The organism is Methylomonas paludis (assembly GCF_018734325.1).
Classification (GTDB): domain Bacteria; phylum Pseudomonadota; class Gammaproteobacteria; order Methylococcales; family Methylomonadaceae; genus Methylomonas; species Methylomonas paludis.
In genome coordinates, this window is the sequence record NZ_CP073754.1 from 3,138,928 (window position 1) to 3,165,756 (window position 26,829).

The window sequence follows — 26,829 nt, forward strand, 5'->3', positions numbered from 1 at the left end:
GGTTAATTTAAACTTGACTGGGAAGGCCGAGTCAGCCGCAAGGCTGGCTCGGCCTTCTTCTTGTTTTGTGTTCTATACTTTCCTGCTTTAATAAAGAGAGATTCTTTGGTGAAAAAACAATATAGATCGGCATTGTTTCTGGTGCTGGCGACTACCCTGATAGCCATTGCCGGGTACAACTGGTTAGCGAAACAATCCTCCCAGCCTGTATCAAAAGGCCTCATCACACCGCCCATCTCACAAACACTGCCATCAGAGCCGAAATTTGTCGGCGTAGCGGTTTGTAGTGGCTGTCATGCAGATCAGACCAAACACTGGCAAGGTTCTCACCATGATCTCGCCATGCAGGAAGCCAATGAACGCACAGTGCTCGGCGATTTTAATCAGGCTGAATTCAAGAAAGATGACGTTGTTTCCCAATTCTTCCGTCGTGATGGCCATTATTTTGTCAAAACCGATGGCACAGACGGCAAGCTAACTGAATTTGAAGTTAAATACACATTCGGCGTCTCACCGCTGCAACAATATTTACTGGAATTACCCGGTGGGCGGCTGCAGGCACTGTCAATTGCCTGGGATAGCAGGTCGGCCGCACAGGGTGGACAGCACTGGTTTCATCTCTATCCAAACGAAAAAATCGACCATACTGATGAATTGCACTGGACCAAGCCGTCGCAAAACTGGAATTATATGTGTGCCGAATGCCATTCGACCAAATTGGAAAAGAATTATGACCAAGCAAGTCAAACATACAATACCCAGTGGGCTGAAATCAATGTAGCCTGCGAAGCTTGCCATGGACCCGGCTCGGGTCATGTGGATTGGGCACAAGCCAAAGACCGGAATCCAGCCGATGATGTTAAAAAAGGTCTGACATTTAAATTGGATGAACATCATGGCGTTAACTGGGGATTCGCCCCTGGTTCGGATAATGCAAATCGTAGTGAGCCACGCACCACCAGCAAAGAAATTGAAGTTTGCGCCCGTTGCCATTCCCGGCGCGGCCAATTATTTACCTATGATCAAAAGGGTGAACCACTTTTGGATACCCATCTTCCTGGATTATTGCGTGAAACGCTATATCATGCCGATGGCCAGATTGATGGTGAGGTTTATGAATATGGATCATTCCTGCAAAGCAAAATGCACCAAGCCGGCGTCAGCTGCAGCGATTGCCATGAACCACATAGCTTAAAACTTCGAGCAGAAGGCAATGGCGTATGCTTGCAATGCCACCAGGCTAATAAATATGACTCCGAAAAACATCACTTTCACAAAACCGGAACCAAGGGTGCCAATTGCGTGGATTGCCATATGCCTACCAAGGATTATATGGTGGTACATACCCGCCATGACCACAGCTTTCGTATTCCCCGCCCCGATCTTTCAGTGAAATTTGGCACACCTAACGCCTGCGTCAATTGCCACACAGACAAACAAGCTACTTGGGCTGCAAAACAGTTGAAACGCTGGCTAGGACACGAGCCGCAAGGCTATCAGCATTATGCCGAAGCCTTGCACGCTGCGCGGGTCGGTGCCGTCGATGCCGATACAAAGTTAGTAGCCTTAATTCGTGACCAGGATCAACCCGGTATTGCCAGAGCAACAGCCGTATCAGAACTGCGCCGCAGACTGACGGAAGAAACCTTTCCGTTGCTGGCAGAAGCCTTGGCTGATAAAGATCCGTTGGTGCGGGCCGGCGCTCTGGAAGCTTTAGACCCCTTACCGGTTGAGCAACGCTGGCAGGCCAGTCACCAGTTATTGCGTGATCCGCTACGGGTAATACGCGCGCTGGCTGCAGAAGCACTGACCGGTACGCCAACGGAACAGTTGCCGGCCAATGAAAAAACCGATCTCCAGCAAGCCGGTGCCGATTATCTGGCCGCGCAAAAACTAAATGCCGATCAGCCCGGCTCACTGGTTAACCTTGGCAATTTCTACGCGGCAAACGGTGACGCCAAAGGCGCAGAACAAAGCTTCCGCCAGGCGCTAGCGCTCGATCCAAGCTGGGTACCGGCTTACATCAATCTAAGTGATTTTTATCGCCAAACCGGTCGGGATACTGAAGGTGAAAAAGTATTATTGGATGGTCTGGCCCTGCAACCCAAAGCAGCGGCACTGCATCATAGCCTGGGTTTACTGCGCATACGGCAGAAAAATCTGGCCGATGCGCTGATCTCATTGAGAAATGCCACGGAACTTGCCCCCGCAGATACCCACTTCCGTTATGTTTATGCTTTAGCCTTGCATAGCGCCGGACGAACCGCCGAAGCACAGACAGTAGTGGCAATTGGTTTGCAAAATGCACCGGGTGACTTGGTGCTGAAGGATCTTAAACAGCAATTGGCAGGTCATAAAAAGTAATTGCAAGAATGACAGTTGCCGGTCAAGGATGATCGGCAACATGATGCCTGATGGACCTAAACCAAACCCTACGCTATCGTTTAAAGCAAGCGGTCAATCCTACTTATCGCTTTTTTATCCAGCCAATATACCCATTCACCTTGTTCTTTTACTTTTAAGGCAGTGAGTTTTTTTCCGGAACACAGCTCGCTGATGGATGCACCGCTGGTCGGGTCGTAACAGATTTTATGCATAGAACATTGTAAATACCGGCTGGTTTCGTCAAAAATATTGCCATCTTCACAGTCCAGGGTTTTGGGCATGTGTACGCATTGATTCAAATAGCCGTAGACCGTGCCTTTAAACCGAATCAAGATGGCCTCGCGCCGTTCACCCTGCTGCAGTATCGTGAACCCATATTTACCGAATTCTGGAACATCTACGCCACGGCATATTGCCACCGGCTCATTTTTTTTAACTGACATGATATTGACTCATAATTGACTGTCTCTTCTCTTCACGGCGTCCTCCGACAGGACACCGCGCTGCCAAATGGGTAAAGCTCAGCCATCAATATATCATTGGCAAACCACTAGTAGTCGACCAATCTTGTTTTGACGGATACGGCGAACGATGCGCATCCAGAGTCGGCACTTCCATTTGTATGCTTCCGTCAAAGTAATATTGATCAACCACTAATCTCCCCAAATATATTTTCTCTCATCCACAATATTCGGGCTTATGATTCGTCTACACAAGTATGAATACATCACTGACCGATCGATCTGGCTATGACCTGCAGACGCTGATGACTGAACAGAACCGGCATCTTACCGAAACCATAGTCCGGGAAAGCGGGCGGCTGGGTGGCTTCATTCGCCAACGCGTACCTGATCCCGAAGACGCAGAAGACATCTTGCAAGAGGTGTTATTCGAGCTGGTCGAGGCCTACCGCTTGCCGGAACCGATTGAACAGGTAGGCGCCTGGTTGTTCCGCGTAGCCCGCAATCGCATTATTGACCGGTTCCGCAAGAAACGCGAGCAACCATTCCCGGAGGCGGAGGATAGCGAAGAGGGCTATTGGCTTGATCAGGCTCTACCGGCCCTGGATAGCGGGCCGGAAGCCAGCGTTGCGCGAGCCATGTTGCTGGAGGCAATCTCAATGGCGTTGGATGAGTTGCCCGCCAGACAACGCGAGGTATTCATTGCCCATGAATTGGACGGACTTAGCTTCAAGGAGCTGGCCGTTCAAAGCGGGGAAAACCTAAATACCCTACTGGGATGGAAAAGACTGGCCGTACTGCATCTGCGCACGCGGCTGCAACCGCTCTATGATGAGCTTTCATGATAAAGGAAACAAAATTGAAAACGAACTGTTCAAACGACACTCCGGCATGTAAGTCAAGGTGTTTCAAGATCGCACTGCTGATAGTCACAGGTATTGCCGCCTTAGGCTTGCTGGTGATGCTGCTGTGGAACTGGTTGATGCCGGAGCTGTTTGTTGGGGCGCGGCAAATCGGCTATTTTCAGGCCCTGGGTATTTTACTGCTGAGCAAAATCCTGTTTGGCGGCTGCCACGCTCATGGCCGCTGGAAGGAACGCCGCCAACATTGGGAAAGCATGACCCCGGAAGAGCGGGAACAACTGAAAGGCCATTTCAAAAGCCGCTGGGGCCACTGGTGCCGCTCGGATAAAGCTGAAGATAAAACGGTAGGTAGCCCGACACATCATGGCGAATAACACAAATTTGGCCGGGCAGCCGGAAACGCCACAAGCCAGAGCATCAGCCGATTTGTCCAGACGACTGCGCCGCTTTGCACTGACCGTCATGCCGATCCTGATTGGACTTCATGCCTACATAGGCTGGCGCTTGCTGCCGGCGCTGCCCATCGGCATGCCGGGGACGGTGGTGGGTGGGCTGCTGCTGGGCCTGTCCGCGTTGCTGATACCTTTGGGAATGTTTGCCCGTTTTTTAGTTCCGAGCCATTCGATGGCCGACCGAATCAGTTGGGCAAGTTCCTTGGTCATGGGGCTGTTTTCCTCAGTTTTGGTGCTAACGCTGCTGCGCGATGTGTTTTTGCTTATAGCGCAGACGCCATCGCTGGCCGGCTCAACGGCGGCGGCCGTTCTGGTGGCCGCAGCGCTGTTGACCGTGATCGGTTTCGTCAATGCGCGGCGGGTAGCGCAGGTGGTCCGCATCGATATCCCGCTGGCCGGTTTGCCGATGCCGCTGGCCGGTTTCACCATCGTTCAGCTTAGCGACATTCATGTTGGACCAACGATCAAGGGCGATTACGTTGCAGCCATCGTCGATCGCGTCAACAGCTTGAATGCCGACCTTATCGCTATTACCGGCGATATAGTCGATGGTGGGGTGCTCGAACTTTCGGCTCATACCGCACCTTTGGCAAGACTTAGGGCGCGGCATGGTGCCTTTGTCGTCACCGGCAATCATGAATATTATTCGGGTGCCCTGAATTGGATGGCAGAATTCCAGCGTTTGGGTCTCAGGGGCCTGATAAACGAACATGTGGTCATCGAACACGGCGGCGCACGCATGGTCGTTGCAGGAATAACGGATTACAGCGCACATTTGTTTGACCTTGCCCAACGAAGCGATCCTTTAGCAGCGCTGGCCGGCAGCCCGGAAGGCATCCCCAGGATATTGCTGGCCCACCAGCCACGTTCGGCTCCTGCAGCGGCATCGGCTGGCTTTGATCTGCAACTGTCCGGACACACCCATGGTGGGCAATTCTGGCCGTGGAATCTGTTTGTCTTCCTGCAACAGCCATTCACAGCCGGACTGCATCGGCTTGGCAGGCTTTGGGTTTATACCAGCCGGGGAACCGGCTACTGGGGACCGCCCAAACGCTTTGGCGCGCCATCCGAGATTACGTTATTGCGACTGATCCCCGACCCGGCAAGCAGAGCACAGCAACCGCAAGATCAAGCCGCTTGATAGGCTGCAGCATATATGAAAGTTTCGTAACAGAGTATTTAGTGGGGAATGCTCTCTGACGGTTTTCTTTGCTGCTTGGTTTTTTCCGTAAACCATTAAACAATACCCTAGGTTTTATGCCAACTCATCAACTAATAGTAATAACGAAGTTGGGCAATCAAAATCGCTTCGTCCTGATGCTTATAAACAATTCTATATTCATCATCAATTCGGCGCGACCAGTCACCAGCGAGGCCATGCTTTAATAGTTCAGGCTTACCAATGCCTTCATAATGGCAGCTCAAGGTTTGAATCATACGAAACTAAAGTTTCGCCCCCCCTTGTCGGGTCAAAGTGAAACGGACAGATCGGGGCCATCGGAGAATTCGAAAAAAGATTTATAAGCCAATCAAGCGACATACACCTAAAATCCATCAGCAAGCTTTTCAATACCCTCGCCGCGGGCAGTGATGACCGCTTGATTCAGACGTACCAAATCCGCTTCCAACCTTGAGACTTCCTCAGGGGCATAAGCATCGAACAATCGATTGATATGGATCAAATGGTCTGGGAAGGTTTGTTCGTATATAGCGCGTCCCGCTTCGGTTAAACGGACTATTTGGCTGCGTCCGTCTTTTTTTGAAGCTAATCTTTCTACAATCCCCTTATCCTCCAGACGACCGACAACCCCTGTTAGCGTGCCTTTGGTAATCAAAGTTTCTTCACCGAGCTTCTTGAGCGGCATACCCGAAGTATTGCCTAAGGTAATAATTACATCGTATTGAGGCAAAGTTAAATCAAGCGCATGAACGTGCCTAGCCGCATATGACAGAAATACTTGGTGTGTGCGTAGTAACTGGCGTAATACGGCTGGAAATGTTGCAGGCGATGTCATAATTTTAAATATTGTTCTAACTAGAACCTTATGATAACGCTAAGCCATCCAGCCCTCAAGATAAACCTTACAGCTTGCCATACATATCATATATTACTAATATGCTGGCTGATCAATGCATCAGCCAGCATGGTTGATTATGGCTTAGTGGTTGGCGATGTAAATTTTTTGCATTTCTTCATAGCGAGCCAAAGCCTCTTTCAGTTCAGTGAGTCGCTATTTTTGCGAAAGCTTGTTTAGGGGCATCCCAGCCCCAACAAGCGGCAAAAATTACGCGACCGCTAATGCCTCCGGCGGCCCCGATTCGTCCTCCTCACCTCGTTCCGACCCAACAAGGGGATCGGAACTTCGGCTCCAAGTGACTTGACGGCGTTTCGCGATGCCTTGCAGGTTTTCTCCGCTTCGCTTCGAAAACCCGCCCGGCGCTACGCCTATCGGGGACTAAAAATCTTCGCTCCACTTACGTTCCGCTTCCAAGATTTTCAGCGGATGTACCAGCCAATTGCAAATCGCCTTCCCTGGCGGCTTTCCATGCGTTATTCAAGCGTTTGCCGGCTTGCTGGCGTTTAACTTCGAGATCATTGTTCTCGATGTCTTTTTGCTGTTGTTTGGCAGTGCTGACCAAATCGGCAACCACTTCCTTGTCCGCATTGCTCTCCACAGCAGCGATGAAAGCGGCTAAAGGTACGGAGAGAACAGCAGCTAGATTCAGCATAGGTATGAATGCTATAGATTGGAAGCCCTTAATAATATAAAACTCAAGCACTTCGAAATTTGTAAGGCATTGAATTTATTTAGGGGGTAACTCATAAAAGTTTTTTAGAGCCCCTGGTAATAACATGAAAAATAAGCGGTGTAATGCGCAAATCTTGCAACAGGTTATTCTTGAGAAATACACTGATATTGGACGCTCGCTTTGTTTCATGCTTGCCATTCAAAATCTGCCTTTTTCCAACTTCCTGAGGCGATATTCGCACCTGATGCATCGCTTCCCGATCCTTGAAAGTTCAGTTAGGTATTGCTGGCAAAGCGAGCAAGAAGGGGGGAAGCTGCAACATATCGTCAAATAAGGTTTCATCGCCGGGTTGGTGGGATAAGAGTTCACAATTTTTTACATATCGATAAGATTTCATCCCTGCAGCGGCGGCGGCCACAATCCCAACATCGCTATCCTCAATAACCACGCATTGGCTAGGCATAAAGCCCATCGCGTTGGCCGCATATTGGAATAAGCCTGGCTCCGGCTTCCAAGAGCCAATATCATATGAACTGAAGAGGCGATCATCAAAGAAAGGCGCCAGGCCACTAACGTGCAATGCATGACGGATTTTCGAAACAGGCCCGCTGGAAGCAATGCACTTAGGGGGAGCTTACGGCTTCGAGCATTTCAATCACGCCGGGCATCGGTTTTAGCTGACAAGCGAATAGTTCCGCCACATGCTGGCGATAATGTTGTTCAAACGTATCGGGTAAACAAAGGCGAAGACGGTTTTCAAGATCAGTAAGAATTGGCGCTAACTTTTTGCCGCGATCGATACCGCGCTGTCAATGTCTCCAGGGTATCATTTAGTTGTGGAAGCAAATCGAGAAACGCTTGGTTGCAAAGCCCCTCACTATCAATCAGAGTACCGTCCAAATCAAAGATCACACAGATACTTTTCATCTATCGAGCCCCAATGGTTAATAATAGGTATCGTCGTTTTTCGGCAGACCCTTGAATTGAAGCATTAGCGTTTTGACTCTACTCAATTATGCATTTAGCAGCAACCCGCGAGGAAATTGTTCAAAACTCTCTATCACGGATGATACCCCCTCGCAGTCGAGAAGCTTACCGTGCGCGGCAAGTGGGCCAAGGCCCACGATATAGCCAATTTTGGCGTCATGAGCAGATTGGAAACCGGAAATGGCATCTTCAACTACAATGCATTCGTGCGGAGTTAGGCTGATGTTTGCTGCCGCCTTGATATACATATCGGGCGCGGGCTTTCCGGGAAGCAGACCGTCATCGTAAACAATCTGCTGTGGGTCGAACCATTTTTCCAACTCAAGGTGCTGTATGAAAAAGTCGAGATTTGGTAAGCGCTTAATAAAGCGCGTACTCCCCCTATCTAGCAAAATCAGTATTTTTTAAATTCCAAGGCAACAGGGCTTCAATTTTTTCAACGGTATCGGCATAAGGCAATGCCTTGAGTACATGGGTTAAATAGGCGCAGGGTTCCAAGCCATTGGCTTTTGCTGTTTCAATTAGGCTGTAATGAATCGCGCTGGCCTGTGCGCCTTTTGGAGTATCAGAGAAGAGCCATGCTTTGCGACCCATTACAAAGGGGCGAATGGCGTTTTCAGCAAGAATATTGCTAATGTTCAGCTCCCCATTCGAGCAATACACCATCAGCTTATCCCATTGGTTGCTCATGTAAGTCATGGCCTTGCCCGTTAAACTATCCTTAGGCACTTTGTGTTGATTGTCGTCCAAGTACGCTCTCAGTTTCTTCAAAACCGGCAGGCTTCTTTTGCAGCGTTGCTGGAATCTTTCAGCGGCACTCAGAGTTTTGATTTGCCGCTCAATCATATAGAGTGTATTGATTAAACTCAGCATGTGATCGGCTTTGCTGGCTTTATGCTGCTTGCCTTTCTTGGGTTTGGGCTGCGCATCTTGAGCTTCTTTAAATTTACGGCGCGCATGATCCCAACAACCGAGCTGGATGATATGATTGATAATACAGGCGGCATTGTAAGCGGCATAACCATCGGTTTGCAGATAACCCGAAAAGCCCTCCAGCAAGCGCAACGGCACCTCCTGGCTGCGGGTCGGATCATATTCAAATAACACACTGGGTTGACCAGGCGTGCCGCCCAGCGTCACCCACATGAATTTATCCGAGGTGGCCGGTCGCCCCGGTTCTTTAAGAACCTGCACTCGGGTTTCATCGGCCATGATGATGTTACCAGCCAGTTGATGATCCCGAATAAGGTTAATCAAAGGTTGCAGCGTTCTAGCCAGTGCGATGACCCAGTTGGCCAGTGTGGCTCTTGAGAGTTCGCCGCCATAACGGGCTAAGATGTTTTCCAGCCGATACAGCGGCAAGCCATCGCAGTATTTGTAGATGATTACATTACACATTAAATCAATGCTGCCCATCGCGCCTGGAACAGGATGTTTGGGCAGAGCAGCGGCAATAATACGGCGTTGTGTTTCAGCTTGAGCAGGCTCCAGAAACACCGCTTTTTCCTGCATGTATTCTAAAACCCGCACTTGGGCAGGGATGATGTCTAATTCTTCTTTAACTTTAGTAAAGAAGGTTGTAATTGCACCGGCTTTTTCTTCATCGCTCAGTGTGATAAAGATTTGCTTTCTCGGTAAGTGGCTGGCAAATGGTTTGCGACCAGGTTTTGGCTTAGGTGGATTGGGCTCAGAAGCTTCTGATTCAACGCTCGAATCAACAGCCTCTACTGTGTCAACGGCTGCATCCGTTGCGGCTTCAAGCTCAACCGTGGCCTCGACTTCGGCTTCATCAAATAATGAAGTTTGCCCGGACTGCTCACTTGAGGGCGCAAAGCGTTTGATTTTGGATAAACGCAACGCTTCTTCTAACAACTGTATACGTTGATTGAGCGTAGCAATCACTTCTGATTTAAGCTCAACGGCCTGTGTTAATTCATCCACTCGTTGCGCTTTTTCAAGCAACTCGGCGAGCATCTCGGGCAACAAAATAGCCGAGTGTTCATCGTGTTCTATGCTAGAAAAGTGGGATAAAATCATAGGCTTATTATACCTGAATTCAAGCCAAAAAGCAGGCGTTTTTCCTTAAAAAACAGACTCATAATGCCGATTTTTATGGCCTTTCATCACGCTAATATCGTAGCCATCCAGCAGCCAATTCAATTGCTGTCCCGTTAACGTCAACAATGCCTCTTCACCCTTCGGCCACTTGAACTTATCCTCGACCAAGGTCTTGTAATAAAGCACAAAGCCCGTATTTTCCCAGAACAAGCATTTGATTTTAGTACGCTGCTTATTGGTGAACGCATACAGTCCGCCATCAAACGGATTATGGCCGAGTTCGCACTCAACAATTGCCGCCAACCCGCGATGGGATTTACGAAAATCAATGGCCTGTCGGTAAAGATAAACCTCTGTCAGCTCTAAAGAGGGGCGCATAATGCAAGTCACCGTAACACCTCTATCAATTGCTGAATCAAAGCCATATTATTCTGAGAAATCCCAATCAATTGTGTACCATCCCGGAAGCACAATGACAAACTTGGCGATGAGGGCATGGCGATAGGTGCAGCCACTTGGACACGGGTAAATCCAGTCGCTTTACGTTCAGTGTCAACCGGTTCGCAATCGATCAAAAATTTGCGCTTCCAATAACTCAACTGGTGGGTATGCAGCGCTTGCTGGCGGCAGTAGTTTACTTGGGACAAGCCAGACGCTTGCCATTGCGCGACGTGCCTTTGCCAAAAATCGTGACCGGTCTTGTTTTCTATTGATGCCATTGGTAATCCCCAAAATAATATCGATGGGAAATTCTGACATGGTAGGCTGGGGGGTGGGAATTACGCGGAAAATTGAGCGCTTACGAGATTTGTTCTTTCCGAGGACGTTGCGATGGTGCGCTGTATATCTTTAGCGACAATAAAGTCTAATAACGCCACCGCTCCAGGAGACAAGACAAACTTCTCCGGATTTTTTAAACATAAATCCCGGTACATCGATTCCTTGATTTGAATGAGGTCAAGGAGCTCTTTCCCGCAAAGGGCGCGGTCTGTGAGATAGCTCAGAATATGCGCATTGGTGCGGCCATGAACATTGATTGAAAATTCTTCGTCGCTCAGTTCCGTGCCTCTAAGCCGCATGGCTGTTGCTTGCCAAGCTTGAACATGAAGTGGCGAATCCCATAGCAATACGCCGTTGAAGTCAAAGATAATCCCACTGTATTTTATCATAATCGTTGCTAGCAATATTTTCACGGAATAGGAATCGCCAACGCATAATCCAGCCATGGAACACTGCAACGCGCTTAGGTATAGGCGGGATTAACAAAACTCACATTGTAAATTGGATTTTGGTGGGGTGAACGATGGGGCTCATTGTCAAAGATAACACGCCTGATTTTTACACCATTATTTTCTGCCAAAGCTTTCAAAGCCCAGAGATGTGAAGCCATTGCGTCATAATCAATTTTTAAACCTTTGTATTCGCCTGCACCAACAAACTCGATGTCGTAGCCAAATTTGTTTAAAATAGAAGTTGGCAGCTTCACGGAAATGCCTTCACTATCTACGATAGGAACAACGAAATCCACAGACAGCCCGTTTTGATGCGTTTTATGAGGTCTAAACTTGCCGCCTTCTTTATAACCAGATTCCCCATAGACATAACCCTTTGATAGAGCCTGCGTTTCAAGCTTTGCATAAGCGTAAATAACAACCTTATAGACCATGCTATGCACATAATTTCTACCTATGATTACTCCAATATCGCTGTTTGCAGAATAGTTCTTTCCAATAGCGGGCAGTTGCCAACCGTTTTCAAGACTTCCATTATCCTGACTTCCGAAGCAAATACTTTCTTCAGCCGCATTGGCCACCACAGAAAATAGCAATAGCGCTAGAAGGTCGTGTAGTTGATTTGCTGTTGGCGGCAATAATCGGCTTGGTTTAAACCACTACGTTGCCAGGATTCTATATGCTTTAGCCATTTTTCAGGGATTACCATACCAGCACTCCAAATTAATCTAGGCGACTAGTTTCGGACTTTATCGGCGGGTTGGCTAGATGGTTTCGTCGGACGCTTACAAAACAAGACGAAATCTGAAACCTGCTTTTGCAATTCTGGCGGCAGAATTTCTATCTTTTACAGTAATTGTTGACCATGCATACCGATTCTCCAAATATAGCGTCATATAGCGTTGCTAAATTATGCTCTAAGACGCCAAAGCTTGAATGTCCTGAGGCCAGTTCGCCACTTCCACCACGGGGTGTTTTAAACGAGCTTGCTCTACAATCTGTTCCAGCTTTTCAGCGGTCGCGTCCTCCAGCCAATCCGTGCCGCATAAATCACAGACCAAGGCCGGCACATCCCGCACCACCACCACACCAAAGCCTAGTTCAACGGTAAACGTGGTGCGGCCAGGCTGTTTGCGACCGCCATGGCAAACCGGGCAAAAGATGTTTGATTGGGTCATGAAAACCTCCGCGTAGTTAAATCGGCTTCAAAATGAGTTAAATCGGGCCGATAGGCCGTAATAATATGACACTGGCTATTGGTACATCATAAGCCAAAACCACATGCAATGGTTGGGGTTGGTCGGTTGCCAGCAATAAACTGGGGATGGGGTGATCATTCGGGTAAATTTCGATAATCATGCTATCCAAAATAGCTTGTTTAACTTGTTGGCGACTGATACCACGTTGCAACATCCGCTCTAGGGCGTGGCGTTTCCAAAGTATTTGACCGCTATTGATCGCCGCTCGAATGTTTTCAAGCAACAGAGCCAATGATTCGTGATCGATCATGCCTGTACCGCTGATTCTATTAAAAGGGGTTAGTGATACAACTGGGGATAAATTAGAAAGATCTGGGCACAGAACGGCCAGTATGCTGAATATCTATGATGTTAAGCGGAAAACCGGCAAATGATTGATTTTTTGTCACCAGCAACAAAAAATATTTGCAGATATTAGGTTAACTTATTGATTTTGGTGGGGTGAACGATGGGGCTCGAACCCACGACAACCGGAATCACAATCCGGGACTCTACCAACTGAGCTACGCTCACCATAATTTGAATTCGCGAGTGGCACGCTTGGCAGGATTCGAACCTGCGACCCTCGGCTTAGAAGGCCGATGCTCTATCCTACTGAGCTACAAGCGCAAATCATTTGGTCGGGGTAGAGAGATTCGAACTCCCGACATTCTGCTCCCAAAGCAGACGCGCTACCAGACTGCGCTATACCCCGAATTGATCTTCTTTTAGTTCAGAGAAACTGAAGCTCCCCGTGAAGAGTTGCTATCATACAGACACTGACATAACTCGTCAACTATTTTTGTATGGTTTTCATTCCTGACCTATCTGCCCAACTTCACATTCGCGCCGTTTTTTTAAGTTTTACCTAGGCTTGGCAAGTTGGCGCAGTACGCCAGGCCCAAGCTTGATAAAAACAACCCATTGATTTACAAACTTATAATTCTGTCAGTAATACGCCAGCCTAAAATCTGCTGATTTAGTTACTGCAGCAGTTTGGCTATTGCCTATATAACTGAGAAAAAACCTGTGCGCTTAACCAATCTTACAGCTTGTTTTTAACCAGCTGATAGATGGTTTCCACTTCCTGATCTTTGTCGGCCAGTATGATTGCCAATTCTGCCAGTTTGGCTTCGGCAAATTCCCGATCTTTAAGACTGGCGGCATTGATGTAGACATTTAACGCCGCACTTTTTAGTGCGGCAAACCCTGACATGGCGGCCACACCGGCATCGCTAATCACAGCCAGACTACCTTTTTCGGCAGCAATATGACTGAGACTGATGGCTTGGGCACAAGCCCTGGCGCAGTCCAGCGGCACCTGAGTGGCCTGTCTTAAAACAGCTTGTATCTGACTCATGCGTTCGGCTTTTTCGGCATCCGTAGCTTTAGGCAGGCTATAACATTGCATTAAGGCATCAAACACATCAACATCGGCTTTAATCATGGCGGTTAAGCTGTGCTGCAAAGTTTCGGCCTGCTGCAGTAATACCTGCATTTCCTCTGCCACTGCCGCGTATTTGGGCTTGCCGATAGTAAGCTGACACACCATACTCACCAGGGCTGCCGCCTGGGCCCCCATCAGCGCAGCAGCACTGCCGCCGCCGGGCGTGGCCTGTTTGCCAGCTAATTGCTGAAGAAATATTTCGACAGGCAAATCTTTTATTTCAGTCATTTTGGTTCCTCAATTTTCCCGCCGCCAATGGGTGTTGCCACCACTAACATCTTCCAGTAAAACACCCTGAGCCTTAAGCTGATCACGTATGCTGTCGGCTTGCGCCCAGTCTTTATTGGCTTTTGCGGTTTTTCTGGCCTCTATCAACGCTTCTATTTGTTCGGCACTAATAGCGTCTGTCGCCGCCGCACCCTGTAGAAAATGCTCAGGATCATCCTGCAACAAGCCCAGTAAACTGGCCAATTGCTTGAGCGTGTTGGCCAGCAAGTCTTTGTCTTCGGCTTTATTCAGTTCTCTAGCCAGATCAAACAACACTGACAAGGCGACCGGCGTATTAAAATCATCATTCATGGCTTGCTCAAAGCGTGCCAGATAATCCGGGTCGATAGCCTGTTCGGTGATAACGACACCTCTTAAGGCATTATAGAGCCTGGTCAATGCGGTACCGGCATCATCAAGCTGTTCATCAGAATAATTTAACGGACTACGATAATGGCTGGCCAGTATGAAAAAGCGGATGACTTCCGGGCGGTATTGCTTCAACACTTCGCGCACGGTAAAAAAATTGCCCAAAGATTTGGACATTTTTTCTTCATTAACCCGGACAAAACCGTTATGCAACCAGTAATTGACGAAAGTTTCGCCGGTTGCGGCTTCCGATTGAGCAATTTCGTTTTCATGATGGGGAAATTGCAGATCCATGCCGCCGCCGTGTATATCAAAATGATTGCCCAGGCAGCAGGTAGACATGGCTGAGCATTCAATATGCCAGCCAGGGCGGCCAGAACCCCACGGTGAACCCCAAGCCGGTTCGCCGGCTTTGGCCATTTTCCACAATACAAAATCCAGTGGATCACGTTTGGCGGTATCCACATCAACCCGCTCACCGGCTTGTAAATCTTCAATATTTTTGCCGGACAGCTTGCCATAAGTGTTAAAACGATTTACGGCGTAAAACACATCGCCGTTACCGCCAATATAAGCATAATCCTTAGCGATTAAGCTGGCTATCATGGCAATAATGTCTGGAATGGATTGAGTGGCGCGAGGTTCCTGATCGGGTGGCAGCACTGCCAAAGCCCGCTCGTCATCGTGCATGGCTTCGATAAAACGGGCGGTTAGGTCGGTAAATAACTCATGATTATCATGGGCACGCTGGATAATTTTGTCGTCAATATCGGTAATATTGCGCACATAAGTCAGCTCATACCCGGAATGGCGCAGATAACGGGCGATGGTGTCAAACACCACCATAACTCTGGCGTGTCCAATGTGGCAATAGTCGTAGACTGTCATCCCACAAACATACATACCCACTTTACCGGGCTGTCTGGGAATAAACTCTTGCTTGCTTCGCGTCAGGGTATTATAGATTTTCAGCATGGGGGGTGATGGATAAATACAGCAAAATACCCGGCAATCTATCAAGTTTTCAGCTTCTCTTTCAAGCTAAAAACACATAAAATTCATGGTTCACAGCGATTTAAGGAGCAGCGATGCGCAGTGCACTTGTATTTATTATCCTGTTTTTATTTTCAACTCTTTCATTTTCAACAGAAAAAACCATGTCCAACACTCACACTAAAGTAAAATTCACCACGTCTTTGGGCGCGTTCGTTATTCAGCTGGAAGACGAAAAAGCCCCACTGAGCAGTGCCAACTTCCTGACTTATGTTAAGCAGGGCTTTTATAATGGCACCATTTTTCATCGGGTGATACCTGGCTTTATGGCGCAAGGCGGTGGCTTTGATACTTCATTCAGCCAAAAAACCACCAACGCTCAAATCAAAAATGAAGCAGACAATGGCCTGAAAAACAAACGCGGCACCTTGGCTATGGCTCGGACCAGCGATCCACATTCAGCAACTGCTCAATTTTTTATCAACTATAAAGATAACAGCTTTTTGGATTACAGCAGCCCTACTCCCAGCGGCTGGGGTTATGCGGTATTTGGTGAAGTGGTAGAAGGCCTGGATGTGGTAGACAGCTTTGCCAAACAAGCCACCGGCAATCGCGGCGGTCATCAAGACGTACCTAAAACCGATATCGTCATTGAAAAAGCTGAAGTAGTGGAATAATTCAGCAACTAATCGGCGGGCTGCCGGTTCGATGCTTTCATTGCAGGAGTAACCCATCTGGTGCGGTGCTCCTGCCGGCAATCCCCAAGAGGAGGCTTAGCTCATGACCGTAAAAACCGGCAGTCTGTTCATTTCCGACTTACATCTATCCTTTGAAAAACCCGAAATTACCCGGCGGTTTTTAAATTTTTTACAGCAGCGCGCGGCATCTGCCCAGGCTTTGTATATTTTGGGGGATTTATTTGATACCTGGATAGGTGACGATGACAATACCCCACCCAATAAAACCATCAAACAGGCTTTAAGACAATTAACAGCCGGCGGCACTCAGGTTTACTTATTACAAGGCAACCGGGATTTTTTGCTGGGAGCAGACTTTGCCGATGCAACCGGCATCCATTTGCTGACTGAGTACAGCGTCATCGAACTGGAAGATCAACCAGTCTTGCTGACTCATGGCGATTTGCTGTGCAGCGACGATCTGGCCTATCAAATCTTCCGCCGCAAATCCCATAGCCCGGAATGGCAGCAAAATGTATTGAGCAAACCGCTTTGGCTACGCCTGTTAGCCGCCCGTTGGTACCGGTTACGCAGTTTTTGGCACAAGCGCCATAAAAGCCAGAACATAATGGATGTTAACCAGCAAACCGTAGTGAGCGTCATGCAACAATACGGTTGTTACACACTGGTACACGGCCATACCCATCGCCCGGCCCGCCACGAGTTTAATATCGGCACTGTACCCGCATTACGACTGGTGCTGGCTGAATGGAAAAAAGACGGTGCAGCTGCTTTGTTCTGGCAAAACGGAGTCTGGCAGGTTGAAACTGTTTAAGTGTTTATACCGCTACACAACCATCGTTGGACTGGTTTCCAGGCGAGATGAAACAGAATCCAATGCTCTTTCCTGAATCTGCTCTATCAACTCCATGATTTGTTGATCCAGCATAAATCGCAATTGCCACTCCATTGCCAAATCTGCGGGTAAGCTGTCGATGCGATGATGTTCGATGTAACTTTGTTTCAGCAGCGCGTGGACATCGGCAATCTGAGTCCAAGGCTTTTGTGGTTCGCCTTGCAGCACTAAGGCCGTATTTTCCAAAGCTGTTGCCAATGCCGTATCGAAAGCACGGCTATGCTGTTGCAGTTCTTCTGGAAAACTGCTGAATTGCTGACCGCTTAATAATCGGTAGCGCCGCCTAATTTGCAACAAACCGGACAAATTGCCGGCATCCTTGATAACCGCCCGCAGTGCCGTTCTGTCTTTGGCTTTGTCGGCCAAGCGTGCATCCGGTTCCAATAGTGCGTGAATAACCAGATCTTGTGCGGCAGCCAAGTCCTTTTCTGCCGACAAGCGTAACGGCAAGGTGTGTTTAAGCAGATGACTAAGATCAGGCAGCCTGATGGTGAACTGGGCAAGAGTCTGCAGCGCCGAAACACAATGGTGTCTGGCAAGCGTAATCGAACGCCGCGGCCATAGCGCATAGTCAAGCACGCCCATCACGATAAGGCCAAGTAAAATACCGATAACCCGGTCTCGCGGTAAATATAGATCGGTGACTGCGCCAAAATCATGCAAGACAAATAATGCGAACGAAAAGCCGATTTGCCTGCCCATATAGGCGATACGTTCGCTGCCTGCTGAAATCCAGGCGGCCAAAGCCCAGATCGGTGCCGTTGCTAAAGCAAATCCGATGATAGTATCCAACTGAGACTGGAACACCAGCACATAAAAATAAGCGCACAGCGCACCCAGGATCGCTCCCGACAAACGCAATATGGATAGTCGATAGTCGGCACCAAGACTGGTTTGTGCTGCAACCAAACAGGTGGGGATGGCGGTATTGATATCCGGCCAATCCAGACTTTCCACGACCAACATGCAGAGTATGGCTCCCAGAGAAAATTTAATCCCGTATTGCAGGCTATCGGCATGCATTGCCCAATATTCATAGCCAAACCAGGCTGGAAACCAGCTTTCAGCCACATTACTGTCGGCCTCCTCATCTAGACTGTTATCTGCCGGCCTAACCAGCGGCTGATGCAGTTGATGCATCAATTCGGAAATACGTTGCAACGCTCGCCACATGGCTGCTAACAGCGTGGGATTTGTTTGCAAGGAATAGCGGTGTAACACGTCATCGGTCAGCAACGCGTTGATTTGCTCAGAAACCTCGCGCGATTCCGCCAAACCTTGGCATAATATTGCGCAAGCACTTTGCAAGGCCAGGTAAACATTTAATTTTTCTGTGGTCATTGCTTGAGTGCGGTACTCTGCTGTTAAGACCTGATCCAACCAAATGGCAAACTGGCGCAAACCATCAATTTCCAGTAATAAGGCCAAATAAGTATCATGCTGTTTGTACAAAGAGGGGTGTATCAGTTCTGCATTTTCCAGCAAACCCAGTATCTTGCCAAAGTTACCTGCACTGACAGGTTTCGGGCTCACCTGCTCATGACTGGACATACCACTATCAGCTAAGCGCATACTAAAAATGTAAGCTACAGCCGCCAGCTGCCCGGCAATATTTGCCTGCAACTGTTTAAGCGGATCTTGCGGTTTGATAGTCAGATGTACCACTGTCCAGATACCGATAGCCAATACACCAAGAATCGGGATATTCCACAAGGCGTGGTAGATGTTTGCATCTGGAGTACTTGGACTATAAAGTACAGACACGGAATACCATAGGGCAATACCGGTAGGCCAGGCGATCAATCGGGCGTGAAACAGCGCGAGGGCAATAATTATCAGCGATAAGGGGAGCAACAACCAGGGATCGTTACCGGCAAACATCAGCGCAAATACTGACACCAAAGCAGTGACGATAATATATCCCAGTTGGCGTATACCAAATGCCAAGGATTGACCGGCATTTGCATAGGCATCGTAACTCAGACAGATAAGCACTGAAATTGCGCCCAATGGCGGAATATGCAGCGCCTGACTAACCAGGCTAATAGTTAGGGTTACGATAAACAAACGCAATGCAGCAACGCGCCGTTCTGGAAAATCGCTAAGCTCAGTCTGCAGAAATTGTATCAGCCCAGTCCCAAACCAAAGCCTGCTTTGGTTTGGGACTGCAACCGTTTGTGTGTCGCGGAGATTCATTGCCGAACCTGGGGGTTGCCGGCTCCCTTGTCAGTCGCTGGTACCCCTTCCGAAAGTTGGCCTGGGCGATCCAGAACGGTCACAAAAGCAGTCATCCCCATCCGTAACGGGTGTTCAGCATCTCGTTCGTGTATCTCAATGCGTACCGGAAAACGGGACGCCAGAATCACCCAGTTCAAAGTACGCTGAACCTCCGGCAACACCCCCTGTTGCTTAATATTATCCGGCGAGTTGGCCCAACCGATACCGGTCACCACCCCTCGATAGCGATTACCTGGATAAGCAACCAGAAATACTTCGGCTTCCTGTCCTGGATGAATAGAATTCAGATAGGTTTCTTTGAAGTTGGCGATGGCATACCAATGACGGTCATCAACCAAAGCGAACAACTGCATTCCGGCCTTGGCGTATTCGCCTTCGCGTATATTCAGATTAGTGACATAGGCATTGAACGGAGCGCGTACCACACAATATTCCACATCGAGCTCGGCGGCGGTAACAACTGCTTTGGCCGCTTCAATGCGGGCATTGACCTTACCGACCTGGGCAATCAGTGACACCGCGCGGCTACTCTCACTTTTGGCTTCCGCTATTGCGCTGCGGGCCGAAAGCGCCTTGGCTTGAGCGTCTGCCAGCGCAGCGCGTGAGGCAGCATAGCGGGATTGAGCCTGCTTGAGCTGATCTTGGCTTACGAATTGCTTTTCTGCCAATGGCTCAAGGCGTTCCAGATAGCTATGTAAATACTCATCTTCTGCCTCTATCCGGCTGACTTCAGCACTGGCGGCGGCGCGTTGGTGATCCAGTCTTTCGATGGCAAGCTCAGCAGCACCACTGGAGGCGCGCCGGGAATCCACCTCTTTTTCCACCAACTGTAATTCTGCTCTGGCCTTATCGAGTCTGGCCTGGTAGGGGCGCGGGTCGATTTCATACAACAGGTCACCCTGCTTGACGTACTGGTTGTCTTCAACGTGTAATGCCACGATACGACCACTCACTTCTGGAGCGATACCGACAATGTTCGCTCGAACCATTGCATCATTGGTTCTAGGGTTTTGATAGTTTATATGCCAAACCAGAATACCGCTGACCAAAGCACCCAACACAATCAAAATACCAATGCCACGACCCAGCAATATGCGGTGTTTGAGCTTATTGGCCTGATTATCAATTTGACTGTTTTCCATAATGAACGGTACCCGCAGTTAAATCGAGTAAAATAACAACCAAATGACAAAAGTGCATAAGGCCCAGAGACTAGGCACAATCAACAATGGCGGCCCCAGATACGGTGTTAGCCTGTATCTCACCAATTGCCACATCAGCACCAGACTTGCCAAGAGCCCGGCCAGAATACAGATAATCCAGGCCGGCCAGAAAGACCCTTCAAGACTCAATATCGGGTCACAAGCAGTCAAGAAAACAGTCAAATAAACCCCAATACCTGCTTTCTGTAATCCGGGCCGGTATAGCCTAATCTGAGCATTATCAGAGATACTAAACTTCAATAATTTTAGTAAAAACATTTGAAATATTTTAGGCGGTGTTTTTTAATTTGAATCCGTTGACGTCAATTGTTTCGATGGCTAATCGCGACACCCTGGCCTATAGCTAATACTTTCTGGATGAACCGATGCCAACCCAATTAGCTGAATTAGAAAAATAAAGGCATAATTTTTAAAATTAGCCACCATTCTATACTATACAAAATGGTACAGTGCAGATTCGATTATTGCAGCGCGAGTAACTAGCTAGCGTCAACATTTCCCTTTAAAAACCACAGTTGTAGCTGCTAAACACTATGCAATGCATCATACGCAGCTAAGTGCTTGTTTAAGATGGGTATGCAACATTCACTCCGTAATTACCAGGAAGATTGGTTGATGATCAGCAATACCCTGTGTTTCCGGGATTAAACTTTATAGTTATTTCACAACAGCATTGGCGATTGAACAAGGTGTTTTCAGGCTTACCACAGCAGCTGCGCTGCAAGTGCAATAATTTATTGGCATCCGCATCTTGTCTGCCAAGATTTATCTGCAGTTGGGCAATTTCAATATTGATGGCATTAACAGCTTGCTCATCGCCAAGCCCGGCACAACATGACCTAGCCAATCCGGCGCTTCCGGTAAATCATAGTAGTTCTGGAGATGTGAACGGTAACGCCACGCAAAAATCGGCACTTTCAAGTCGCTTGCCCGACCAAAATCAAATTGATCCTAAGCTAATCTACGACCTGCCGGCACTGGTTGACCTTGCCTTGCATACTAATCCGGAAACCAGAGCTAGTTGGGAAGAAGCACAAGCCGCTGCCGCCCGTCTGGAAAGAAATCGCAGCGCTTGGTATCCAACTTTATCGGCGATGGCATTTGGCCAACAATTCAAAACCAGCTTTCCTATCCCTGGCGGCGCATTGGTCAGTCATGGTTATTCATCTACCGGCAGCTTGGATTTGGCCTGGACACTATTCGATTTCGGACGCCGGGAAGCCACGGTCGATGCTGGCACACAGCGCTTGCATGCCGCCAATTTTTCCTTTAATCGTAAACATCAGGAAATTGCCTATCGCGTTGCCAGCAGTTTTTTTGCCTATCAGGCCGTGCTGTCAAAAGTAACGGCAGCGCAACAGACACTGGAAGCAGCCAAGGCAGGCACTGTTTCAGTTCAGGCAAAACTCAGCAAAGGACTGGCGACTCGTCCCGACTTGTTGCTGGCGATTCAGGAACAGGCAAAAGCCAGTTATGACCTCCAGGATGCTCGCAGCTCGGTAATTCAAGCGCAAGCCGATTTGACCGCCAACCTTGGCGTTTCGCCTACTTACGCCTTGCAATTGATCGATTTGAGTAATGTACCGCTGCCGGCAGGACTGGTAGAGTCGGTTGAAAAAATTGTCGATCAGGCTTTGGAGCAACGCCCCGATCTGATGGCACGCCTTGCCGAATTGCGTGCCCGTGAAGCCGAAGTGCAGAAAGCCAGAGCGGAATTCTGGCCCAAGCTTTCTCTGCGCGGCATGATAGGCAATCAATACTGGGGAAATATTCACACCAATTCACTGAGTAATGATATTTATTCGGTAAGCAATGTTGTTGATACGGTAATGCTGAATGTGGAATGGACTTTGTTCGATGGCTTTGAACGCAGTAATGCGGTGCATGAAGCGGAAGCTAAACAAGAGGTTTCTAGAGCTCAGCTGGATAGCTTCCGCCTGGAAATTATTCGTGATATCTGGAAAGCCTATGCCGACACCAAAACCGCGCTGGAAAAACGCGAATTTGCCCTGGCCTTGTTGAAAGCGGCAGAGGAGTCTTATGCCGCCACTCAGGAATCTTATACCCACGGTTTTTCCACCGTCATAGAGTTGCTATCCGCGCAAAAGGATTTGGCGCACGCCCGATTTACCGAGATAGACAGCCGCGCTACTTTACTACGCTCAGCGGCAACCCTGGTTTATGTAGCGGGAGAACATAACCGGGGGGATTTCAATTCAGATAGTGGGGCGTTTGGCCGCAATCCCCAATGAGCAGGAAGCGGATTTAGTGCAGTTTAAACCAGCAGCAAGTTGTCCAAGCAGAGGGGAATCAGGAACAATCTGAAAAGGACAACTAAACTGCTAACCGTTCTTGCTCTACAAAAAAAACCGGTAGAACCAGAGTTCATAACTGAACCCCTCCTACCGGCTATGGAATCTTACTATCTCCATAAGCGCAGACCGACAAAAAACCAAGTAGTTCAGTAAGTAATCAATTAATTTCAGCAATTGTGCTGGTTTTTTCATGAAAAAACCAGCGGTTACAATTTCAATAACGAAATTAAAGCAGTTGCATAAAGATTTGACCATTTTAAGCTCTGATACTGTTCGTACTGAACATATTCGCCCATTAAATCCGGACAATGCCATTTTCCTTAAAAAATGTGATTTTGTTTCAGACTAGACAGGGGCGTACAATAAGCTTTTTGCGACATCCGATAGTAAGCAGATGACAACTCCATCCGATAACGAACAAGACTGGCGGCAAAAACTCACGCCTGAGCAATACCATGTCTGTTGGGAAAAAGGCACGGAACCAGCTTTCACTGGTAAATACACGGATTGCACTGCAACCGGGATTTACCACTGTGTTTGCTGCTCGCAGCCGCTGTTTTCGTCAGAAAATAAATTCCATTCCGGCTGTGGTTGGCCTAGCTTCTGGAAAGCTTTACACGCGGACACCCTTACTCAAATCGAAGATACTACTCATGGCATGCGCCGTGTCGAAGTCACTTGCACCAATTGCGGCGCTCATCTAGGTCATGTTTTCCCTGACGGACCACCGCCCACCGGCCTGCGTTATTGCATTAATTCAGTGGCGATAGATTTACAAGTCAGCTCATGACTGCTGCGGTACTTGCTCAGGATTTACTGGATTTTATTGATGCCAGCCCCAGTCCCTGGCACGCTGTAGCCAGTATTGAACAAAAATTGCTGACTTTTAATTTTCAGCGTTTGGAAGAGACCAATGTTTGGTCACTTAGCAGTGGCGGCCGTTATTATGTGATCCGGGATGATTCCTCCATTGTGCTGTTTGTGCTGGGCAAACAATCTGTAGCGGAAACCGGCTTTAAAATTGTCGGCGCTCACACCGACTCACCCGGTTTACGGGTCAAACCCAATCCGCTGCTGAACAGTGATAATATCCAACGGCTGGCCCTTGAAGTGTATGGTGGACCAATACTCGCCACGTTTACAGACCGGGATTTAGGCCTAGCCGGACGGGTAGCCTACCAGGATGCTGTCGGCAATATAATCAGCCGTTTGGTTAAGTTCCCAAATCCATTGCTGCGTTTACCGAATCTGGCCATCCACATGAATCGGGCAGTAAATGAGGATGGCTTAAAACTGAACAAACAAACTGAACTGGCCGCCATTTTATCGGCAAATGCTAATCAGCAGTTGCATGCAGATTATTTTTCCAGCCTGCTGAGTCTAGCTTCCGGCATTGCCGAGGCTGATATTTTAGGCTGGGAACTGAATGCCTATGATACTCAATCCGGCAGTTTTTGGGGCGCGGAACAGGAGTTTTTGGCTAACAGCCAATTGGATAATCTGGCTTCCTGCCATGCCGGGTTAAGTGCATTTCTCGCCGAAACCAGCTTAAACAGTGGTAATAGCCTGGTGTGTGCATTTTTTGATCATGAAGAAGTCGGCAGTGAAAGCTGCAAAGGTGCTTCGGGTAGTTTACTGGGCGATATACTACAGCGCATAGTCAACGCCACTGATACCAGCCGCGACGCCTATCATCGCGCCATGACCCACAGCTTTATGATCAGTGCCGACATGGCCCACGCTTATCAGCCCAGTTTCCCGAACGCCTACGAACCCAATCATAAATTACTAGTCAATCAAGGGCCGGTTATCAAAATCAATGCTAATCAGCGCTACGCCAGCGAATGTAAGTCCGCCGCACAGTTTATTCAGTATTGCCGCAAGGCCGGCGTACCTTACCAGCAATATTCGCACCGAGGCGATCTGCCTTGTGGCAGTACCATTGGTCCACTCACCTCAGCCAAGCTAGGCATTCGTACTGTAGATGTCGGCAATCCGATGTGGGCGATGCACAGCTTGCGCGAGAGTGCCGGCGTTCTGGATCACAGCTACATGGTGCAGGCGCTAAGCAGTTTTTTTACCAATTAGAACATCCCCCACTACGATGACAAGCCTTACCGCCCAGCAGTCTACCTAATCCGGGCCGAGACTTGGCAAACCCGCGATATAAAACATTCCACACCGGTTTTAATACCGGGCAACGCAGTAAGGCCGCCAACCAGCCCAGTCCGACTGCCTGATAAACAACCTCAAAAACCGCCACATCTTTAATCAGCCGACCATCTTCATAAACACCGTGAATCTCAGCGACCAGCTCAGACATGGTTTTACCATAGACCTCTGCTTTAAATTCAGCCGCATTAATATCCACAAACCCCAGTTTGGCATTTTGATTTCTCCGTCTTAACCAAGCCACTTCGCGCCGACAAATTGGGCATAAGCCATCGTAAAACAAAATAAAATCAGCTCGCGTACTCATAATTTCGACCATGCAAATAATAGGCGCATTGCTGTTTTTCCATTACCAAACATGACAAGCAATATACCCTGGCAACCAGTTTCGGCAAGTCAGACGTACAGATTATTCCAATTCACCAAGTCATACCTGCCAATATTTCCACACAAACCATAAATAAACCAAACAAACACCTAATAACTTAAAAATGGCCAAAAACCATCAATATATTGACTTATGGTATTTGTATGGTATTTTTTATTCGGCAATATCGGTGCTATTTAACCAAGCCTACCGGGCGAACATAAACAGCGGCGCTTTTGGCCACCAACATTTTTACTCGTGGCATTTTGTCAAATATCCTGATTTAAGTGCCGTTGATGCTTGCAAATTTGATTTTTAGGAAGAGTTCACCATGACCCAGATAAAACGTTTACTAACTTTTGCCCTGGTACTCGGCTGCAATACCGGTACGGTACAGGCTTCCACTTATACTTTCAGCGCATTTGACGACCCCAATGCCACTCGCGGCACTTATGCGACCGGCCTTAATAATAATGGCGTAGTGACCGGTTATTTCTCGGACGGCACCGGGGATCATGGTTTTACAGATGCCAACGGCACTTACACCACACTGGATGACCCTAATGCCGTACCTTCGCTCGGTGCATTGGGTAATGGCACCCACGCTTTAGCGATAAACTCCGGCGGTCAGGTAGTGGGTGAATATTTCAAAGCCACCGGCGGCGGGCACGGTTTTTTATATGATGGCGGCACTTACACCACGATAGACGTACCAGGCGCGTCCATCGGCACTGCCGCATTGAGTATTAACGCCGGCGGCGAGATCGTTGGTCTTTATCAAGGCGCGAGCGGCACTATCCATGGTTTTACCTATACTGCAGGCACCTATACCACGCTGGATGACCCCAATGCCTTGACTGGCCTGAATAACGGCACGTTTCTGACCGGCATCAATGCCAGCGGCGAAATAGCCGGCTCCTATAACGATGCCGGCGGGGAACACGGCTTTGTGTATAGTGGCGGGGCATTCACCACCATAGACGACCCCAACGCCACCCAGGGTACTTATGTCACCGGTATTAACGATCTGGGCTGGTTAATCGGAACTTATACCGATAACAACAGTAATCATGGCTTTGTGTACGAAAACGGGGTATTTACCACATTGGATTACCCCAGCGCCATTGCCGGCGTGATTGCGCCCGGTTACAGCAACGGTACTCTGGGATACGGCATCAATACCAGCGGACTGGTGTCCGGTAATTTCATCGATGCCGGCGGTCGGCATGGTTTTCTGGCCACGCCCAGCAACGTACCGCTGCCTTCGGCACTGTATTTGTTCGGTAGTGCAATCGCTGCATTCTTTGGTATGAAACAACAAAAACATTCAAAGCCATTTATCGCGGGCTAAACTCTGCCCCTGGTAAATAGGCAACTGTTGCTTGCGGGCTGAACCAGATTCGGGTTCAGCCCGCGAC

The 26,829-nt window shown here is 48.5% G+C and carries 30 protein-coding genes and 3 tRNA genes; 10 read left to right on the top strand and 23 right to left on the bottom strand.

Annotation, left to right across the window (positions count from 1 at the left end):
- Positions 1-108 precede the first annotated feature (108 nt).
- Entirely contained in the window at positions 109-2,364 is a 2,256-nt protein-coding gene (locus KEF85_RS14205) for a tetratricopeptide repeat protein (RefSeq protein WP_246534960.1), read from the top strand.
- Between the two features lie 80 nt (positions 2,365-2,444).
- Here the strand turns inward: KEF85_RS14205 and KEF85_RS14210 are convergent, their stop codons facing one another.
- Positions 2,445-2,828, bottom strand: coding sequence for a Rieske (2Fe-2S) protein (locus KEF85_RS14210; RefSeq protein WP_215581690.1), 384 nt, complete (start codon positions 2,826-2,828; stop codon positions 2,445-2,447).
- A 275-nt stretch (positions 2,829-3,103) separates the two neighbouring features.
- On the opposite strand from KEF85_RS14210, the gene KEF85_RS14215 reads away from it, so the two are divergent.
- From KEF85_RS14215 to KEF85_RS14225, 3 genes are read left to right on the top strand one after another with little or no spacing between them, the layout of a single operon-like run.
- Positions 3,104-3,691 (top strand): RNA polymerase sigma factor, encoded by a 588-nt coding sequence (locus KEF85_RS14215; RefSeq protein ID WP_215581692.1) that lies wholly within the window; start codon positions 3,104-3,106, stop codon positions 3,689-3,691.
- A gap of 14 nt (positions 3,692-3,705) precedes the next feature.
- Positions 3,706-4,083 carry a DUF3106 domain-containing protein gene (locus KEF85_RS14220; RefSeq protein WP_215581694.1) on the top strand — a complete coding sequence of 126 codons (378 nt, stop codon included), beginning with the start codon at positions 3,706-3,708 and terminating at the stop codon, positions 4,081-4,083.
- On the top strand, positions 4,073-5,302 hold the full coding sequence (locus KEF85_RS14225) for a metallophosphoesterase (protein ID WP_215581696.1): 1,230 nt from the start codon (positions 4,073-4,075) through the stop codon (positions 5,300-5,302). Before KEF85_RS14220 ends, KEF85_RS14225 begins: the two co-directional genes overlap by 11 nt.
- 131 nt (positions 5,303-5,433) lie before the next feature.
- Here the strand turns inward: KEF85_RS14225 and KEF85_RS14230 are convergent, their stop codons facing one another.
- From KEF85_RS14230 to cysS, 18 genes are all read right to left on the bottom strand, one after another.
- Positions 5,434-5,598 (bottom strand): Txe/YoeB family addiction module toxin, encoded by a 165-nt coding sequence (locus KEF85_RS14230; RefSeq protein WP_215581698.1) that lies wholly within the window; start codon positions 5,596-5,598, stop codon positions 5,434-5,436.
- A 107-nt stretch (positions 5,599-5,705) separates the two neighbouring features.
- Positions 5,706-6,176, bottom strand: coding sequence for a MarR family winged helix-turn-helix transcriptional regulator (locus KEF85_RS14235; protein ID WP_215581700.1), 471 nt, complete (start codon positions 6,174-6,176; stop codon positions 5,706-5,708).
- A 460-nt stretch (positions 6,177-6,636) separates the two neighbouring features.
- Entirely contained in the window at positions 6,637-6,891 is a 255-nt protein-coding gene (locus KEF85_RS14240; protein WP_215581702.1) for a hypothetical protein, read from the bottom strand.
- Between the two features lie 292 nt (positions 6,892-7,183).
- A complete protein-coding gene (locus tag KEF85_RS16845) occupies positions 7,184-7,492 on the bottom strand; it encodes an HAD-IA family hydrolase (RefSeq protein WP_246534961.1) in 309 nt (102 codons plus the stop codon).
- A 433-nt stretch (positions 7,493-7,925) separates the two neighbouring features.
- A complete protein-coding gene (locus KEF85_RS14250) occupies positions 7,926-8,291 on the bottom strand; it encodes an HAD-IA family hydrolase (RefSeq protein WP_281413644.1) in 366 nt (121 codons plus the stop codon).
- Positions 8,281-9,936, bottom strand: a complete 1,656-nt coding sequence (tnpC, locus tag KEF85_RS14255; protein WP_215579402.1) for an IS66 family transposase — start codon at positions 9,934-9,936, stop codon at positions 8,281-8,283. The genes KEF85_RS14250 and tnpC overlap by 11 nt, the downstream gene beginning before the upstream one ends.
- A 45-nt stretch (positions 9,937-9,981) precedes the next feature.
- The gene (gene tnpB / locus KEF85_RS14260) at positions 9,982-10,335 is read right to left on the bottom strand and encodes an IS66 family insertion sequence element accessory protein TnpB (protein ID WP_215579399.1); all 354 of its coding nucleotides are present in this window, start codon (positions 10,333-10,335) and stop codon (positions 9,982-9,984) included.
- A gap of 8 nt (positions 10,336-10,343) precedes the next feature.
- Complete coding sequence (gene tnpA, locus KEF85_RS14265) at positions 10,344-10,676, bottom strand: IS66 family insertion sequence element accessory protein TnpA (RefSeq protein ID WP_215579397.1); 333 nt, start codon at positions 10,674-10,676, stop codon at positions 10,344-10,346.
- 60 nt (positions 10,677-10,736) lie between these two features.
- The gene (locus KEF85_RS14270) at positions 10,737-11,126 is read right to left on the bottom strand and encodes an HAD family hydrolase (protein WP_215581706.1); all 390 of its coding nucleotides are present in this window, start codon (positions 11,124-11,126) and stop codon (positions 10,737-10,739) included.
- 74 nt (positions 11,127-11,200) lie between these two features.
- Complete coding sequence (locus KEF85_RS14275; RefSeq protein WP_246534962.1) at positions 11,201-11,827, bottom strand: penicillin-insensitive murein endopeptidase; 627 nt, start codon at positions 11,825-11,827, stop codon at positions 11,201-11,203.
- Positions 11,791-11,898, bottom strand: coding sequence for an IS66 family insertion sequence element accessory protein TnpA (gene tnpA / locus KEF85_RS17125; protein WP_425515570.1), 108 nt, complete (start codon positions 11,896-11,898; stop codon positions 11,791-11,793). The genes KEF85_RS14275 and tnpA (KEF85_RS17125) overlap by 37 nt, the downstream gene beginning before the upstream one ends.
- A gap of 208 nt (positions 11,899-12,106) precedes the next feature.
- Positions 12,107-12,367 (bottom strand): type II toxin-antitoxin system MqsA family antitoxin, encoded by a 261-nt coding sequence (locus KEF85_RS14280; RefSeq protein ID WP_215581708.1) that lies wholly within the window; start codon positions 12,365-12,367, stop codon positions 12,107-12,109.
- Between the two features lie 37 nt (positions 12,368-12,404).
- On the bottom strand, positions 12,405-12,698 hold the full coding sequence (locus KEF85_RS14285; RefSeq protein ID WP_215581710.1) for a DUF4258 domain-containing protein: 294 nt from the start codon (positions 12,696-12,698) through the stop codon (positions 12,405-12,407).
- Between the two features lie 187 nt (positions 12,699-12,885).
- A tRNA-His gene (locus KEF85_RS14290) sits at positions 12,886-12,961 on the bottom strand.
- 19 nt (positions 12,962-12,980) lie between these two features.
- Positions 12,981-13,057: transfer RNA gene (locus tag KEF85_RS14295), tRNA-Arg, on the bottom strand.
- An 8-nt stretch (positions 13,058-13,065) separates the two neighbouring features.
- A tRNA-Pro gene (locus KEF85_RS14300) sits at positions 13,066-13,142 on the bottom strand.
- Between the two features lie 330 nt (positions 13,143-13,472).
- Positions 13,473-14,102, bottom strand: coding sequence for a methenyltetrahydrofolate cyclohydrolase (gene fchA, locus KEF85_RS14305; RefSeq protein ID WP_215581712.1), 630 nt, complete (start codon positions 14,100-14,102; stop codon positions 13,473-13,475).
- A gap of 9 nt (positions 14,103-14,111) precedes the next feature.
- Positions 14,112-15,485 carry a cysteine--tRNA ligase gene (gene cysS / locus KEF85_RS14310; protein WP_215581714.1) on the bottom strand — a complete coding sequence of 458 codons (1,374 nt, stop codon included), beginning with the start codon at positions 15,483-15,485 and terminating at the stop codon, positions 14,112-14,114.
- Positions 15,486-15,667: 182 nt separating this feature from the next.
- Here cysS and KEF85_RS14315 point away from each other — a divergent pair, with 182 nt between their 5' ends.
- Both KEF85_RS14315 and KEF85_RS14320 read left to right on the top strand, forming a co-directional pair.
- A complete protein-coding gene (locus KEF85_RS14315; RefSeq protein ID WP_425515572.1) occupies positions 15,668-16,180 on the top strand; it encodes a peptidylprolyl isomerase in 513 nt (170 codons plus the stop codon).
- 103 nt (positions 16,181-16,283) lie between these two features.
- The gene (locus tag KEF85_RS14320; protein ID WP_215581719.1) at positions 16,284-17,015 is read left to right on the top strand and encodes a UDP-2,3-diacylglucosamine diphosphatase; all 732 of its coding nucleotides are present in this window, start codon (positions 16,284-16,286) and stop codon (positions 17,013-17,015) included.
- 12 nt (positions 17,016-17,027) lie between these two features.
- Here KEF85_RS14320 and KEF85_RS14325 read toward each other — a convergent pair whose 3' ends face one another.
- The 3 genes from KEF85_RS14325 to KEF85_RS14335 are packed head-to-tail and all read right to left on the bottom strand — an operon-like array spanning position 17,028 to position 20,815.
- Positions 17,028-19,292 carry an FUSC family protein gene (locus KEF85_RS14325; protein ID WP_215581721.1) on the bottom strand — a complete coding sequence of 755 codons (2,265 nt, stop codon included), beginning with the start codon at positions 19,290-19,292 and terminating at the stop codon, positions 17,028-17,030.
- Positions 19,289-20,476 carry an efflux RND transporter periplasmic adaptor subunit gene (locus tag KEF85_RS14330; RefSeq protein ID WP_215581723.1) on the bottom strand — a complete coding sequence of 396 codons (1,188 nt, stop codon included), beginning with the start codon at positions 20,474-20,476 and terminating at the stop codon, positions 19,289-19,291. The genes KEF85_RS14325 and KEF85_RS14330 overlap by 4 nt, the downstream gene beginning before the upstream one ends.
- An 18-nt stretch (positions 20,477-20,494) precedes the next feature.
- Positions 20,495-20,815 carry a YtcA family lipoprotein gene (locus KEF85_RS14335; RefSeq protein WP_215581725.1) on the bottom strand — a complete coding sequence of 107 codons (321 nt, stop codon included), beginning with the start codon at positions 20,813-20,815 and terminating at the stop codon, positions 20,495-20,497.
- A 536-nt stretch (positions 20,816-21,351) separates the two neighbouring features.
- Here KEF85_RS14335 and KEF85_RS14340 point away from each other — a divergent pair.
- The 3 genes from KEF85_RS14340 to KEF85_RS14350 all read left to right on the top strand — a co-directional run bounded on the left by KEF85_RS14340 (position 21,352) and on the right by KEF85_RS14350 (position 24,960).
- Positions 21,352-22,809 carry a TolC family protein gene (locus KEF85_RS14340; protein WP_215581727.1) on the top strand — a complete coding sequence of 486 codons (1,458 nt, stop codon included), beginning with the start codon at positions 21,352-21,354 and terminating at the stop codon, positions 22,807-22,809.
- Between the two features lie 457 nt (positions 22,810-23,266).
- Positions 23,267-23,662 carry a peptide-methionine (R)-S-oxide reductase MsrB gene (gene msrB, locus KEF85_RS14345; RefSeq protein ID WP_215581729.1) on the top strand — a complete coding sequence of 132 codons (396 nt, stop codon included), beginning with the start codon at positions 23,267-23,269 and terminating at the stop codon, positions 23,660-23,662.
- Entirely contained in the window at positions 23,659-24,960 is a 1,302-nt protein-coding gene (locus KEF85_RS14350) for a M18 family aminopeptidase (protein ID WP_215581731.1), read from the top strand. The genes msrB and KEF85_RS14350 overlap by 4 nt, the downstream gene beginning before the upstream one ends.
- On the opposite strand, the gene KEF85_RS14355 is transcribed toward KEF85_RS14350, so the two are convergent.
- Positions 24,950-25,351 (bottom strand): thiol-disulfide oxidoreductase DCC family protein, encoded by a 402-nt coding sequence (locus KEF85_RS14355; protein WP_215581733.1) that lies wholly within the window; start codon positions 25,349-25,351, stop codon positions 24,950-24,952. The two genes, KEF85_RS14350 and KEF85_RS14355, sit on opposite strands and share 11 nt — an antisense overlap.
- 391 nt (positions 25,352-25,742) lie before the next feature.
- Between KEF85_RS14355 and KEF85_RS14360 the strand changes: the two genes are divergently transcribed.
- Positions 25,743-26,762, top strand: coding sequence for a DUF3466 family protein (locus KEF85_RS14360; RefSeq protein ID WP_215581735.1), 1,020 nt, complete (start codon positions 25,743-25,745; stop codon positions 26,760-26,762).
- The last annotated feature ends 67 nt before the right edge of the window (positions 26,763-26,829 follow it).